We start from the raw sequence: 14,140 nt of genomic DNA, 5'->3' as shown, positions 1-14,140 counted from the left end.
TCCGCATCACTGTCCGCATCCGCATCACTATCCGCGTCAGCGTCACTATCGGCATCCGCATCACTGTCCGCATCTGCGTCACTATCGGCATCCGCATCACTATCGGCATCCGCATCACTGTCCGCATCTGCGTCACTATCCGCATCTGCGTCACTATCGGCATCCGCATCCGCATCACTATCAGCATCGCTATCCGCGTCAGCGTCACTATCGGCATCCGCATCACTATCCGCGTCAGCATCACTGTCCGCATCCGCATCACTATCCGCGTCAGCGTCACTGTCCGCATCCGCATCACTGTCCGCATCCGCATCACTATCAGCATCGCTATCCGCGTCAGCGTCACTATCGGCATCGCTATCGGCATCCGCATCGCTATCGGCATCTGTGTCGTCATCGTCACCGTCCGCATCACCTGAACCATTAGTTATTATATTTTCATTATCCCAATAGTATACACTATCTCTAATTCCATAACGATCAGTATTAGATTCAATTACTCTGGTTTTAACATTTTTACCACTATTATTATATTTACCATCTACAGTAATAACATAAGTTTTATTAATGTTGCCAAAATCGATACTTACTGTATTATTACCATTATCTTTTATATATGGCAGAACATCATCGGTGACATCTGTATAATTTGAATCCTGAGGATCAATATAGTAACTATCGGTAATTTTAGTATTATCTTTAACTTCATATACTTTTACATTACTATCATTCAGATTTAATACTGTACTACTTTCACTTGGATCATCATGGTATCCTTTTAATGTCACTACTGAATTATATATTTCATTACCTTTAGGGTTTACGTATACAGTTTGCTTATATCTATTATTTCCTACAGCGTTATCAATTTCTGTTATAAATGATGTAATATTTGCGCCATAACTTTCCGGTTGACCGTATACAGGACTTCCATAATTAATATCTATTGAAGAATCAAATGTTTTGTCCGCTATATTAAACTCTACCGGATAATTACCGCTATATGGTGTGTTTTTTCTATCTGTGAATAGTGGTATATCAAATTTCCCTGCAATGTTCTTTTTATTATTTACATAATCAGTAAAAGTGTACGTTCCTTGTTTATTAGTAGTATCATAATTTCCTTTTGCAACTACTTGCCCTTTACTGTTTTTAATATCGGGTAACTGCATCACGTTGTCAACACTGCTATAATCAATGTCACCGTCTCCAGTCAAATTATGCGGTAATATAAAAGTGAAATAATCTCCTTCTCTAACATTTCCTTCTATTGAAAAGTTTACGTTCATATTCGCATATCCACTATTATTAGGATTGATAGGTTTATTATTAAAATTAAAACTATCAATCTTAATCTTATCGTTCACGGTAGAACCCTTTGTTTCACTAGCATAATTGGAATTATTCGCACGTAAAGAATTTGTATTTGGTTTTGTTACAACATTGGAATAATTAGTATCTTCTGTACTTGGTTTTTTTGTTTCATCTGCTTCTTTATTTACATAATTTGATTCTCTTGATGTTTCTGGATTTAGCACTTCTGTGCCTTCTGCAGATTCTACTACCTCATTTTTATTATTTTCCTCTTTATAGTTCGGAGTCGCCGCTTCTCTAAATGATTTATTTTCTTCTACTTTAACTTCATTATCTTGATTTAACACACTTCTATTTGAATCTTTTGCTTTTTTTTCTGCAATTTCATTATCTTCTGCTTCTTTATTTGTAATTTTATTATCTGATTTAAATGATAATTTCTCATTATCATTTACTTCCTTTGCTCCCACTTGTTTCTCTACTAATTTATCTTGATTTGTTGTTTGATTATTTGAATTTTCTATTTCTTCTGAATTAGTATTTCCCATTTCATCTAATTGATCGGCTTCTGATGATGATGTATATCCAGTATTGGTCGAATTATCTGGATTCTGTGTATTTAGGTCACTTGGCTGTCTATTTAAGTCCTCTCCTTGTAACTTTTCTGTACTGCTTTTTGAACCTTCTTCTAATGATTCTAAATCAACATCTTTATTTTGTGCAGAACTATCTTCATCAGCCCTAGCTTCTTGGCTCATGCCAAATATTAAAGTTGCCCCCACTAATATAGATGCTGTACCGATAGAAAATTTTCTAATAGTGTACTTATTTAATTTATAAGTTGTAAAATCATATTTTTTATTCATAATAATTCCCTCCTCAGGAACATTATTATACAACATGATAAAAAAATTAAAAGACTTTGTATATTTGTTTTTTTAAAAAAATTAAACAGTCCATTACTGATTTGTATTAAAATTATTAATTTTAAATATTTATTCTCATAATACTAAATTATTTTAATACTGTATTTTTGCCACAAAAAAACCTCTTAATTGCACTATATTGTGAATTAAGAGGTTTTATATATATTATAATTTAATTAACACTTCTCCTATGTCGACTGCACCGTCATGTGTTGTTTTAATCTCGTGTTCTCCTGAATTAGTTACGATAATAGGCGTAATGTCACTTTTCGCATGCGTTTTAATATAGTCTAAATCTACAGTCATAAGTGATTGACCTTTTACAATCGTCTCTCCAGAATCTACATGTACTGTAAAACCTTCCCCTTGCAATCCAACAGTCTCTAAACCAAAGTGAATTAACACTTCTACACCTGATTCAGATTTTAAACCTATCGCATGTTTGGTAGGGAAGACTAACTCCACTGTGCCATCAAATGGTGCCACAACCTCTCCATTATCCGGATAAATCGCAAGACCATCACCCATTAATTTATCACTAAATACTTGGTCTGGCACTTCATTTAACGGTACTGTAAGACCTTTAAGTGGTGCATAAATCGTTTCACCTTCGACTGTAACTGATTCATTCATAGCTTCACTTTCAACCGTTGTCTCCTCTGGTTTTGTAATATTACCAGCGATAATTTGTGCCATATCATGTTTAATTTGATCTGATTTTGGTCCAAAAATTGCCTGCATATTATTGCCTACTTCTAGTACGCCTGAAGCACCTAGCTGTTTCAAACCTTCAACATCTACTTGAGCTTTTTCATTAACTTCTACTCTCAAACGTGTAATACATGCATCAAGGTGTTTAATATTGTCTTTCCCACCCATCGCATCTAAAACTTTAAACGGTAGCTCACTCACTGATACAGAATTATTTTGCATTTCTTTATCTTCTCTACCAGGCGTTTTATAATTTAATTTTTTGATAATAAATCTAAATATAAAGTAATAAAGCACTGCATAAACTAAGCCTACTGGAATAACAAGCCACCAAGCTGTCTTATTAGGTAAGATGTTCAACAGTAAGAAATCAATAAATCCACCTGAGAAGGTATAGCCTAAATGTACATTCAATAAGTACATAATTAAGAAGCCAAATCCATCTAGCACTGCATGAATAAAGAACAAGAGCGGCGCTACAAATAAGAATGAAAATTCTAACGGTTCTGTAATACCCGTAAGGAATGATGTTAAGGCACCTGATAACATCAGACCACCAACCACTTTACGATTTTCTTTCTTCGCTGAATGATAAATTGCTAGAGCAGCAGCAGGTAGTCCAAACATCATTACTGGGAACTCTCCACCCATGAATTTACCAGCTGTCAGTGGTACATTTTCAGTGATTTGAGCAATAAAAATTCGCTGATCTCCATGAATAATTTGTCCAGCCGCATTTTTAAAACTCCCAAACTCAAACCAAAAAGGTGCATGAAAAATATGATGTAAACCAAATGGTATTAACAAACGTTTAATAAAACCAAATAAAAATACTGCTATTCCTGTATTTGATTCTAAGAGACCTTCACTGAATGCATTTAAACCATATTGAATGGTTGGCCAAATCCATGCCATTGGAAATGCAAGAATGAAAGAACACGTTGCCATCATAATCGGCACAAAACGTTTACCAGCAAAAAACCCTAAATAACTTGGCAATGAAATATTATAGAATTTGTTATAACACCATGCAGCAAGTGCACCAATGATAATCCCACCAAACACACCTGTCTGTAAGGTAGGAATGCCTAATACATTTGCATAACCACTAGCAGCATCACTGACATTATCTGCTGTAATACCTAAAAATGCTCCCATGGTTTTATTCATAATCATAAATCCTACAAATGCAGCAATCGCAGCTACACCATCTCCGCCAGCTAAACCAATAGCCACACCTAATGCAAAAATCATTGGTAAATTATCGAAAATGACAACCCCTGCACCTTCCATCATTTGTGCAACATGTTGAAATCCATCTGCTTTAATAAATGGAAGGTAAGATTGTAAAACTTCTCCTTGCAAAACTGTTCCAAAAGCCAACAATAAACCCGCTGCTGGTAAGATGGCCACAGGTAACATTAAAGCCTTACCAATACGTTGAAGCTGACCAAAAAATTTCTTCCACATCATTTAGTATCCTCCATTTTCAAGAAACTATATAACGTTTATGTACAAAAACATAATACATTATAAGTTCCTATATATTGCGTCAAAACAAGGTTAAAGACACAAAAAAAGGCATGAGTAAATAAACTGAGCTTTTGCTCTGTCTAAGTACTCATGCCTGATCGAATCAGTTACACGTGCTTATTTATTGTTGTGTTAAGTGGCTGATATGTAACGTTAAATAAATAACTTCTGCTTCATATACTGTGACACCTAACTGTTTTTGCATCATTTTCATTATCTTGACAGCAACATTATAGCACAGCGGATAATGCGCTTTCAACATCTTTTCAAATTCGGTTTGCGACTTAATCGTTTCGCCTATGCTCAGTCTTCTAATTAAAAATTGAATATGTCTAATAAATCTCTGATATTGTACAGATGTCGTATCAATAGGTTGATGTAAATCATGCTCCACAATTTGAATACATTTACTGATTAAATCATTAATTTTAGTCATTTCGCTCATTGTTAGTTTTTCCATATTAGATGCAATATGTAGTGCTATAAAACCAACCTCATCTTCTGGAAATTGGAGTGACAATACCGAATTGAGTTTATAGATAACCGAAGCAGCTATTTTATAAGCTTCAGGGTATAGATGTCTCGTTTCGATTGCAAAAGGGTTGTTAATGTATTGATTTTGCTTTAATCGTTTATATGCAAATATAATGTGGTCGGTTAATGCTACAATTAAACGATTATCATCAATTTCTAAATCTGTGCTAGTAATCATATTAATTGCCTCAATAATCGCTTGAATGACAGAATCATCAGCTTGTTCAATAAGTGCTTTATAATGTTCTTGTTGCTTTTTCTGTTCTAACGCATAAACTTTTTCTATCATTGTCTCATCATCAACAACCATCCCTGGTTTCTTATTGAACCCAATCCCTTTGCCGATAAGGACCACTTCACGTTTTTGATGCATACAAATAATAACATTATTGTTTAATGGTTTCGTAATTTGATATTGATCCATCATATACACCTTTCTTAGTTATTGCTTAAAATTATATAGTGTATTTTAACAAATTAAAACTAAGAAGATGTATGGGCCTTCAAAATAATCATATTTTATAAAAAGACTTAGTACGTTTCTATAGCGCGATACTGAAAGCTTGTTTAAACGTTGTACTTTTCTCTGTCTATATAATCAAACATTCAACAAATTAAGTTTCTGCAAACACTCAATATTTATGATTTCAAATTTTCATAATACGTCTTAGAATGACTATTGATGCTAAGGTTTTCAATTTGTAATGTTGTGTGCTTGATATTGTGTTTATTTTCCAATAATTTAGAAACATTATTTATTACTTCATACGATTCAATCTCTGATTGACTACTCAGTACAACATGGGCACTCAAGGAAAAATGTTCTGTGGTTATGCTCCACAAATGAAATTCATGAACATCATCAATCCCTTTTATACTTTTCATGTCAGCAATCACTTTATCTGTATCGAACTTTTCAGGTACAGCTTCCATTAATACAAACCAAGCATTTCTAGCAATTTTCCATCCACCGCGTAATATAATTAAGGAAATAACGATACTGATGAGTGGGTCTATCATCTGCCATCCTGTTATGTGAATTAACACAACGGCAACGATAACACCGATTGAGTTTAATAAATCTCCCATGAAATGCCATAATGCGCTTTGAACATTAATATTGTCTTCCTGTTTTAAAGAACGTACAAGAACGATTGTCAAAACGATATTAACGAATAAACCAATCGTGGCTATGATAACCATAACACCACTTTCAATTGGTTGCTGATAAATCATACGTTTAACTGCTTCATACAGGATCCATAATGAAATAATCAATAACGCTAAACCATTTAAAAAAGCAGCTAATATTTCTAACCTCAGATAGCCAAATGTAAAACGTGACGTAGGTTTTTTCGTTGCAAAATATATCGCAACCATTGACAAACTTAATGCGATAACATCACTTAACATATGAAACGAATCAGATAACAATGCTAAAGAATTTGAAAGTACGCCACCAACAAACTCTACTATGGTAAATATCAGTGTAATAAAGAAAGTTATCCACAGTGTTAACTTAGAGTTTTGTTGCTTTTTCCGATGATCAACATGATGAAAATATTCTCTTCTACTCAATAACTTTAGCCCCCCATTTACTTTAGCTACTCTAAATTATACCCTCTCCCCCAAATAATTTATACTATTATTTTTAATTAAAATATATTTATTATTGAATTGTCTTGGTTTTATAATTTTCCATAAACAATAGCTATAGCGCAATTAAACCATTCATTTTACTTATCCATTGAACAAATGTAAGCTAATTATGATATGCAAAAGGGAGGCAAATATATGTTAAAAGACAAAATTACAATCATTTCAGGTGCAGCGAGTGGCATTGGGTTGGAAATTGCTAAGGTGTTTTTAAATGAAGGTGCAAAAGTTGTATTTACCGATATTAATCAAGAAGCATTAAATCATGCAGTTGAATCATTTAAAGCAAATGGCTTTGATTGTATGGGTGTTACTGCTGATGTTTCTAATGAAAAAGATGTAGAAGCATTAGTAGATGAAACCGTAAAACAGTATGGCCAGATTGATATTTTAATTAACAACGCAGGTTTGCAAAACGTGGCAAATATTGAAGATTTTCCAACTGATAAATTCAAACAAATGATAGATATTATGCTAGTTGGTACATTTATTATGACAAAGCATGTACTTCCAATAATGAAGAAACAACAATATGGACGAATTTTAAATATGTCTTCGATCAACGGGCTCGTTGGTTTTTCTGGCAAATCTGCCTATAACAGTGCCAAACATGGCATCATTGGTCTAACAAAAGTTACAGCTTTAGAGGCAGCTGAAGATGGTGTGACAGTCAATGCAATCTGTCCTGGATATATCGATACACCACTTGTTCGAGGCCAAATGAACGACCTTGCCAAAACAAGAAATGTGAGTGTTGAACAAGTATTAGAAGAAGTATTATTCCCACTCATTCCACAAAAACAACTTGTGAATATTCAAGAAGTTGCTGACTATGCTGTGTTCATCGCTAGTGATAAAGCTCAAAGTGTCACTGGACAATCAATCGTAATTGATGGCGGCTATACAGCACAATAATTTTTAACAATAACAAAGACGATGACTTTACTTAAAATTTGTAAAGTCATCGTCTTTTTATACTATAAATCCAAATCAGTTTTGCAACGGTACAACTATATATTAGAGCATGCGCGCACATTACGCGCAGACAAACCGAAGACTCACCGCATGTGTTAAAGCTTGTGTTATCTATCTCGCCACTGTCAATTTTTATATAGGTTCATGAATTGAATACTGTTTTAACTAATCTAAGGTTACTTGACTCATTTAATTGTCAAAATGAGTCCCAACCATGTCATTATTTATAACCTTGTTACCTATTATATTTGAATCATTAATTAAGACATTTTAATAATAATTCTACCGGCATCGCCATTTCCTAATTGATCAAAACCTTTATTAATCTGATCTAATGAGATGACATCACTGATTAATGGATCAATATTAAGTCTGTTTTGACGATATAAGTTTACAAATCTTGGTATATCACGATCAGGAACACAACTTCCGACATATGAACCTTTAACCGTTCTCTCTTCAGCAGCTAAAGTTACTTGTGGAAATGAAAATTCTGCTTTTGGATCAGGTAAACCTGTGGTCACTGTTGAACCACCACGTTTTGTTATCGCATATGCTACTTGCATTGCAGGTACCACACCTGCTGTTTCAAACACGTATTCAGCACCACCTGTTACATATGCTTTAACATCATCAATCACATTTTCATCACTTGAGTTAAACACTGCTGTCGCACCTAAAGTTTTAGCAATTTCAAATTTGTCTTCGTTAATGTCTAAGGCAATAATTTCATTAGCACCAGCCAGTCTTGCACCTATTATGGCATTTAGTCCAATGCCTCCAAGACCCACTACCGCGACGTTACTACCCGGTCTAATCTGAGCTGTATTTATAACAGCACCTATACCTGTAATGACAGCACAACCAAACACTGCTGCTCGTTCATAAGGAATTTCTGGATCTATTTTCACAATTGAATTTTCTGAGACCACAGCATATTCTGAAAATCCAGAAACACCTAAATGATGGTGTATAACATCTTTTTCTTTAGATAAGCGGAATCCACCTTCTATCATTTCACCTTTCTCATTAGAAGCTGCACCATTTTCACATAATGCAGGTCTTCCTTCACGACATGGTATACATTTACCGCAGCTAGGGATAAAAGTACAGACAACGTGGTCTCCAATTTCAAAATCACTAACGCCTTCACCTAATTCTATAATTTCACCTGCAGCTTCATGGCCAAGCGCCATAGGCATTGGTCTTGGACGACTCCCATTAATCACTGACAAATCAGAGTGACATAAACCCGCGGCATGAATTTTAATTAGCACTTCATTTTGTTTTGGAGCATCAAGGTTTAAAGTTTCTATTTTTAAAGGCTCTGTTTTTTCATAAGGGCCTTCAACACCCATTTCATATAATACTGCTGCTTTTGTCTTCATTGCTTCACACATCCTTTATTCATAATAACCATCCGTAGACTTTCTAAAAGATTCAAATTGGTTACCATCATGTCCAAACCAAATTTCAGCATTCTTTTCTTGAGCAAGACGTTTAATATATTCCACAGAATTTGCCCATCCAACTGAATCATAAAGAATACCAGGTGGTTGTAATTTAGGTTCCATACTTTCTTGTGTGTAAATGGCATCAGAAGCTAAGATGAGTGTCCCTAATTCTTCAGTTTCAATTTCCAGACCAATCATTCCCCAGGCATGTCCACTACCAAAGTTGAGTACTTTCACACCATCTACAAGGTTTAGATGTGCTTGATCTCGCGCTATAGTTTGCCAAGTCAAATCACTTTTAATCCAAGCATCGATATCACTCCAAATGTACGCACCTTCTTGTTGATTACGCGCATAACACTTCATTGCACCACTGAATTCATCATCGTGAACAATAACAGTTGCGTTTGTAAAATATTCTAAACAACCAGCATGATCAAGATGTAAATGGGAAGCTACTACTATATCCACATCTTTAGGATCGACACCTAATTGTTCTAGTCTATTTGGTAAGTGGCATGATTCATCAGAAAAATAAGGGAAAGCTTTTTGTGTTGCATTAATCCATCGTCCTTCCTCGCCCATTGAATTCGGATTACAAGCAGTATCAAATAATATCTTAGCATCAGGATGATCTATAAAAACGGTATAAATCGGAAATTCATGTAGTTCATTTTCTTTATTTGGATTATCTAATGTCGCTTGGTTTGAATTTGCGATCATTAAATTTTTATCCATTTTCATACGCCCATTATCCAACACATAAATTTTCATACGTTCTTTTTTTATATTCACCATACTAATCACCTCTTAGTATAATATTACACTAAAATGTAAGGGTTTTCCATAAATATACTAATATTTACACTCAACACTTATATAAAAATGTATTATTATTTTCACTTGAGATTTAATCAACTTTTGACACTTTTCTACGTATAAATGCGATTTGTCCATATCACACAAAACACACATCATACTTTGGCACTTTTTACATACCCAAAACACTAAATAATGCTAAACTTAAATTAAATATTGTGAACGTTTTCACATTATAGGAGGAGACGATTTTTATGAAGAAGATTTTTATCGCAGGTGCTATCCCAGAAGCTGGGCTTAAACAACTTGAACAACATTTTGATGTAGATATGTATACTTGTGAAACCCTAATTTCCGAAGAATTATTAATAGAAAAAATTAAAGACGTTGATGCATTAATCACTTTATTATCTACTAACGTGAGCCGAAAAGTTATTGAAACTGCACCAAAATTAAAAATCATAGCTAACTATGGTGCTGGTTTCAATAATATTGATATTGAAGCTGCGCGTGAACACGATATCAATGTGACAAACACACCCATTGCTTCAACTAATTCAACTGCAGAGTTAACAATGGGTATTTTACTTGCTGTGGCTCGACGTATTCCTGAAGGAGATCAACTTTGCCGTAATGAAGGATTTAACGGTTGGTCACCGTTATTCTTTAGAGGACGTGAAGTATCTGGTAAAACAATTGGTATTATAGGATTAGGTGAAATTGGTACTGCCGTTGCAAGACGTGCTAAAGGTTTTGATATGAATGTCCTTTATTCAGGCCCTAAACGTTATGAAGATAAAGAAGCTGAATTAAATGCAGAATATGTTACACAAGACGAACTTTTAAAACGTTCAGACTTTGTAACTTTAAACTGCGCATATAATGAAAAGTTAAAACACATGATTGACTATAATGCGATCAAAAAAATGAAACCAACTTCATATTTAATCAACGCATCAAGAGGACCAATTGTTTATGAAGAAGAATTAGTAAAAGCACTAGAAGAAGGTATTATTGAAGGTGCAGCACTTGATGTGTTTGAGTTTGAACCACAAATTACTGAAGCACTGAAATCAATGAAAAACGTAGTTATCACACCACATATTGGCAATGCGACATTCGAGGCAAGAGACATGATGGCTGACATTGCAGCATCTAACGTAGTGAAACAACTTAGCGGTGAACAACCAAACTATATTGTAAACTAACAGGAGTGAAAAATATGCCACAAACATCCAATCGTTTTTTTAAAATAAATGAGTTACAACATTTTTCTGACGACGCAGCGAAAAAAACTATATTTTATGAAACACGACATTCAGCTGGTGCGGTTTGGTGTCTTAAACCAGGACAATCATTACCTTGTCACACACATAAAGATGCGGATGATGTTTGGATTGTACTACAAGGCGAAGGTACTTTTTTCACAAATGATAATGAACAAAAACCCATTAAAGCCGGAGATATATTCGTTTCATTCCCTGGAGATGCGCACGGCATGACCAACACTGGTGATGAAGATTTTGTCATGTTAGGTTTTGCTACACCAATGCCATTGGACTTCAACCCATATGAATGTGCACAATAAGCGCGATGTATTTTAATTATTATAAAATTAAAACCACCTGTTTTACGGGTGGTTTTCTTTTGGGCTATAAGTCTGCTTTAGTGGCTAGGACTCTCAAGTGGTATTTGACTTACTTTGATAACACTTATATGCGCCCTCATATTCTTTAACATGCTTTTTAATCTTATATATTTTTTGTTGTTTCATTTATCCCCTATTTTACTAATATCATTCAACTTGTGGGAAGTAGATGTGCTTACATATTTACCAATGATATAATAATGAAGTCGTCGTTCTACTTCTGTGTTTTAACTAACATGGAAGGAGGTGACACCATGTTAAACACTCTATTTGTAGTACTTATAGCGCCTATTATAGTAGGCGTTATAGGTCACGTTATTTTCACATTGGTTAAATGAACGTGATAAATAATACGACGGCGACATAACCAAATACACCAAAAAGAGCCCGATAACTATGTCCGTAGTTATCGGGCTCGGTGTTCACCATGTAAACACTCTATTTGTTATTTATATTATAACATCATAGTGAGTAGGAATGCAAAATGCTTTAAGTGCGATACACTATTTAGGAAACATCAAATTTTTTTATGCCTTTTGGAAAGGTTTCTTCAAATTTCCCTTTTTCTTTGTATAAATCATACCAGGCCTCTGCAATAGAATCTGGATCACCTATTGTTCCAGGTTCTATCACTGTTCCTATTGCAAGATGTCTTACGATTATTTCTTTATCTTCCAGCTCATTGTAAAGATTTTCAGCATAGTTACGCAATCCAGCTCCTATAATGCCAGCATTTCCAGCAAAAGGTAAGGGGAATATTGTAGATACACCTGTTGTAAATAGGATTGATCCACTTCCTTTATCTATCATATCTGGTAAAACTTCGTTAACTAACTGAATTGATGGGAATAGATAAGTTTTTGACATTTCTGATATGCTCTCTGGTGTAGTTTCTAATATATTTGTAAAGCTATCTTCTTTTGCATAAGGGCTAAACTCTATGACATCTATAGAACCGAATTCAACTTTAATGGCTTGGATAGCTTGTTTTAATGCTTCCAAGTCTGTGATGTCAGCTGTAAAAGTTTTCGCCTCAATGTTTAAGTTACTCAGGTTTTCTTGAATAACTTCTAATTTTTCAGTATTTCGAGAGATAGCTGCTACTCTAAATCCTTCAGAACCAAACTTTTTAGCTAGTGATAGTCCTAAACCAGTACCTGCGCCTACAATAACAAACGTCTTCATTTAAGCAGCTCCTTGTTTGTGATATATTAAAGCAACAAAATGTTGCTATAAATAAAATATACAGTTAGTAAAATAGTTTAACAATCAACAAACTATACTTAATTGTTGCTATAACAACAAAACTTTTAAATCGTTGAGGAAGTGGTTCAAATGGCAGAAAAAGTAAAAAATTTGAGAATGACACATACGAAACAGTCATTAATTAATGCCTTTTTTAGTTTGGTTAATAAAAAAGATTTTGAGAAAATAACAATAGCAGATATCACAAAAGGTGCTCAAGTAAACAGAGCTACGTTTTATGCGCACTTTGAAGATAAATATGATCTAATAGACTATATTATGGAGGATTTTGCTACAGTTTCTATTAAAAACTATATCTCATTTGATATAACTTTTAATCAAGAAAATATAAGCCAACTCATTTTAGCAGTTCATGATTTTTATCAAGAACCTAATATTGAATGCAGAAGCAGCTATGCTGGGTTAGCATTACCTCAAATGAGAGAAAAAATATTAAGAGAATTGAAACTTGTTTTATCAAAGAGCCTGAACGACAATTATGCAGATAGAGAAAAAGCCATATTTGTTCCTATTTTTGCACAAATGATTCATGAAGGTGCATTACAGTTAGTTGATAGTAATAATACGGCAGAGAAGGAAACATTAGCTAAGAAAATTGCATTATTTATAATTGGGAAAGCTTAATCATTTTTAGTTATTGAAAATAAAAAGTCGACAAGCATAAGTGATTCAAGTTGCGAAAAAAGGTATGCATTAAGGACATCCTTTGATTTAACAAATGTTAAAAAAATTATCTTGATTTAATATCTATGAATGCAAATAAATGCTTCTCATAGCGTCTAAACTTTCATAAAATGTAATTGAATTAAAATTTTATCAATTGCACAAGAAAAGAGTGTGGAAATTCACACTCTTTTTATAAAAGGTTTTCTTCTTAGTTTTTCCGTCCATTTTCTTCAACCTTTGTGGTTGCTTGTTTAAAAAACATATCATAAATAAAAGATAAACCAGCTAATATGAAACCTAATGATAACAAACCATTTAAATTCTTTTTTTCATATATATTTACTAAACCTAATTTTTCAATCTTATTACCGAATTGATTAAGATGAATATTTATCACCCTATAATACTCAATTTAACAAAATTGATTTATTCCAATATCTATCACTAACAAAATAGATTTTCTCAGCATATATGCCTGCCCTATTTTTTGTTGTAGGAAGGCTTCTAAAAAAAACCACAGCCATAAATAGTAAAATAAATGATAATGTCATTCATAATGAAAGATTTTTACGATTTATTTTAATATAATATCTGACTCATATTTTTTCTATAAAGTTAAAGAACTATAACAAGAAAAG

12 protein-coding genes and 1 pseudogene are annotated in these 14,140 nt (G+C 33.7%); 4 read left to right on the top strand and 9 right to left on the bottom strand.

The window, feature by feature from the left end:
- The 5 genes and pseudogenes from KA856_RS14030 to KA856_RS01130 all read right to left on the bottom strand — a co-directional run.
- A partial coding sequence (locus KA856_RS14030) for a fibrinogen-binding adhesin SdrG C-terminal domain-containing protein (RefSeq protein WP_348634780.1) occupies positions 1–2,096 on the bottom strand: 2,096 nt, incomplete at its 3' end.
- A gap of 6 nt (positions 2,097–2,102) precedes the next feature.
- A pseudogene (locus KA856_RS14085) lies at positions 2,103–2,180 on the bottom strand (YSIRK-type signal peptide-containing protein); the annotation flags it as partial.
- Between the two features lie 225 nt (positions 2,181–2,405).
- Positions 2,406–4,421 carry a glucose-specific PTS transporter subunit IIBC gene (ptsG, locus tag KA856_RS01140; protein ID WP_210138512.1) on the bottom strand — a complete coding sequence of 672 codons (2,016 nt, stop codon included), beginning with the start codon at positions 4,419–4,421 and terminating at the stop codon, positions 2,406–2,408.
- 184 nt (positions 4,422–4,605) lie between these two features.
- Positions 4,606–5,442: a glucose PTS transporter transcription antiterminator GlcT gene (gene glcT, locus KA856_RS01135; protein WP_210138392.1), complete on the bottom strand. Its 837-nt coding sequence runs from the start codon at positions 5,440–5,442 to the stop codon at positions 4,606–4,608.
- A 215-nt stretch (positions 5,443–5,657) separates the two neighbouring features.
- Complete coding sequence (locus KA856_RS01130; RefSeq protein WP_210138391.1) at positions 5,658–6,596, bottom strand: cation diffusion facilitator family transporter; 939 nt, start codon at positions 6,594–6,596, stop codon at positions 5,658–5,660.
- 216 nt (positions 6,597–6,812) lie between these two features.
- Between KA856_RS01130 and KA856_RS01125 the strand changes: the two genes are divergently transcribed.
- On the top strand, positions 6,813–7,589 hold the full coding sequence (locus KA856_RS01125) for a 3-hydroxybutyrate dehydrogenase (RefSeq protein WP_107385892.1): 777 nt from the start codon (positions 6,813–6,815) through the stop codon (positions 7,587–7,589).
- Positions 7,590–7,909: 320 nt separating this feature from the next.
- Here the strand turns inward: KA856_RS01125 and KA856_RS01120 are convergent, their stop codons facing one another.
- Together KA856_RS01120 and ahlS are read right to left on the bottom strand one after the other, a co-directional pair.
- A complete protein-coding gene (locus KA856_RS01120; RefSeq protein WP_210138390.1) occupies positions 7,910–9,037 on the bottom strand; it encodes a zinc-dependent alcohol dehydrogenase family protein in 1,128 nt (375 codons plus the stop codon).
- Positions 9,038–9,052: 15 nt separating this feature from the next.
- Entirely contained in the window at positions 9,053–9,901 is an 849-nt protein-coding gene (gene ahlS, locus KA856_RS01115) for an AhlS family quorum-quenching N-acyl homoserine lactonase (RefSeq protein ID WP_019469224.1), read from the bottom strand.
- 275 nt (positions 9,902–10,176) lie between these two features.
- Here ahlS and KA856_RS01110 point away from each other — a divergent pair, with 275 nt between their 5' ends.
- Positions 10,177–11,130: an NAD(P)-dependent oxidoreductase gene (locus KA856_RS01110; protein ID WP_210138389.1), complete on the top strand. Its 954-nt coding sequence runs from the start codon at positions 10,177–10,179 to the stop codon at positions 11,128–11,130.
- Positions 11,131–11,144: 14 nt separating this feature from the next.
- The gene (locus KA856_RS01105; protein WP_070038787.1) at positions 11,145–11,510 is read left to right on the top strand and encodes a cupin domain-containing protein; all 366 of its coding nucleotides are present in this window, start codon (positions 11,145–11,147) and stop codon (positions 11,508–11,510) included.
- Between the two features lie 567 nt (positions 11,511–12,077).
- On the opposite strand, the gene KA856_RS01100 is transcribed toward KA856_RS01105, so the two are convergent.
- On the bottom strand, positions 12,078–12,755 hold the full coding sequence (locus tag KA856_RS01100) for an SDR family NAD(P)-dependent oxidoreductase (RefSeq protein WP_210138388.1): 678 nt from the start codon (positions 12,753–12,755) through the stop codon (positions 12,078–12,080).
- 150 nt (positions 12,756–12,905) lie between these two features.
- On the opposite strand from KA856_RS01100, the gene KA856_RS01095 reads away from it, so the two are divergent.
- Complete coding sequence (locus KA856_RS01095) at positions 12,906–13,460, top strand: TetR/AcrR family transcriptional regulator (protein WP_210138387.1); 555 nt, start codon at positions 12,906–12,908, stop codon at positions 13,458–13,460.
- A 250-nt stretch (positions 13,461–13,710) separates the two neighbouring features.
- On the opposite strand, the gene KA856_RS01090 is transcribed toward KA856_RS01095, so the two are convergent.
- Positions 13,711–13,899 carry a hypothetical protein gene (locus tag KA856_RS01090; RefSeq protein WP_210138386.1) on the bottom strand — a complete coding sequence of 63 codons (189 nt, stop codon included), beginning with the start codon at positions 13,897–13,899 and terminating at the stop codon, positions 13,711–13,713.
- Between the last annotated feature and the right edge of the window lie 241 nt (positions 13,900–14,140).

This window comes from Staphylococcus sp. GDB9P120P, from assembly GCF_017893435.1.
In the GTDB taxonomy this organism is placed as follows: domain Bacteria; phylum Bacillota; class Bacilli; order Staphylococcales; family Staphylococcaceae; genus Staphylococcus; species Staphylococcus cohnii.
The sequence above is the reverse complement of the archived record's forward strand: the minus strand, read 5'-3'. Positions and strand labels throughout refer to the sequence as shown.

Excerpts from the sequence above, each read along its gene's own strand:
- ptsG (WP_210138512.1), bottom strand. The coding sequence starts at position 4,421 with ATGTGGAAGAAATTTTTTGGTCAGCTTCAACGTATTGGTAAGGCTTTA.
- KA856_RS01110 (WP_210138389.1), top strand. The coding sequence starts at position 10,177 with ATGAAGAAGATTTTTATCGCAGGTGCTATCCCAGAAGCTGGGCTTAAA.
- ahlS (WP_019469224.1), bottom strand. The coding sequence starts at position 9,901 with ATGGTGAATATAAAAAAAGAACGTATGAAAATTTATGTGTTGGATAAT.
- KA856_RS01105 (WP_070038787.1), top strand. The coding sequence starts at position 11,145 with ATGCCACAAACATCCAATCGTTTTTTTAAAATAAATGAGTTACAACAT.
- KA856_RS01120 (WP_210138390.1), bottom strand. The coding sequence starts at position 9,037 with ATGAAGACAAAAGCAGCAGTATTATATGAAATGGGTGTTGAAGGCCCT.
- glcT (WP_210138392.1), bottom strand. The coding sequence starts at position 5,442 with ATGGATCAATATCAAATTACGAAACCATTAAACAATAATGTTATTATT.
- KA856_RS01095 (WP_210138387.1), top strand. The coding sequence starts at position 12,906 with ATGGCAGAAAAAGTAAAAAATTTGAGAATGACACATACGAAACAGTCA.
- KA856_RS01125 (WP_107385892.1), top strand. The coding sequence starts at position 6,813 with ATGTTAAAAGACAAAATTACAATCATTTCAGGTGCAGCGAGTGGCATT.
- KA856_RS01100 (WP_210138388.1), bottom strand. The coding sequence starts at position 12,755 with ATGAAGACGTTTGTTATTGTAGGCGCAGGTACTGGTTTAGGACTATCA.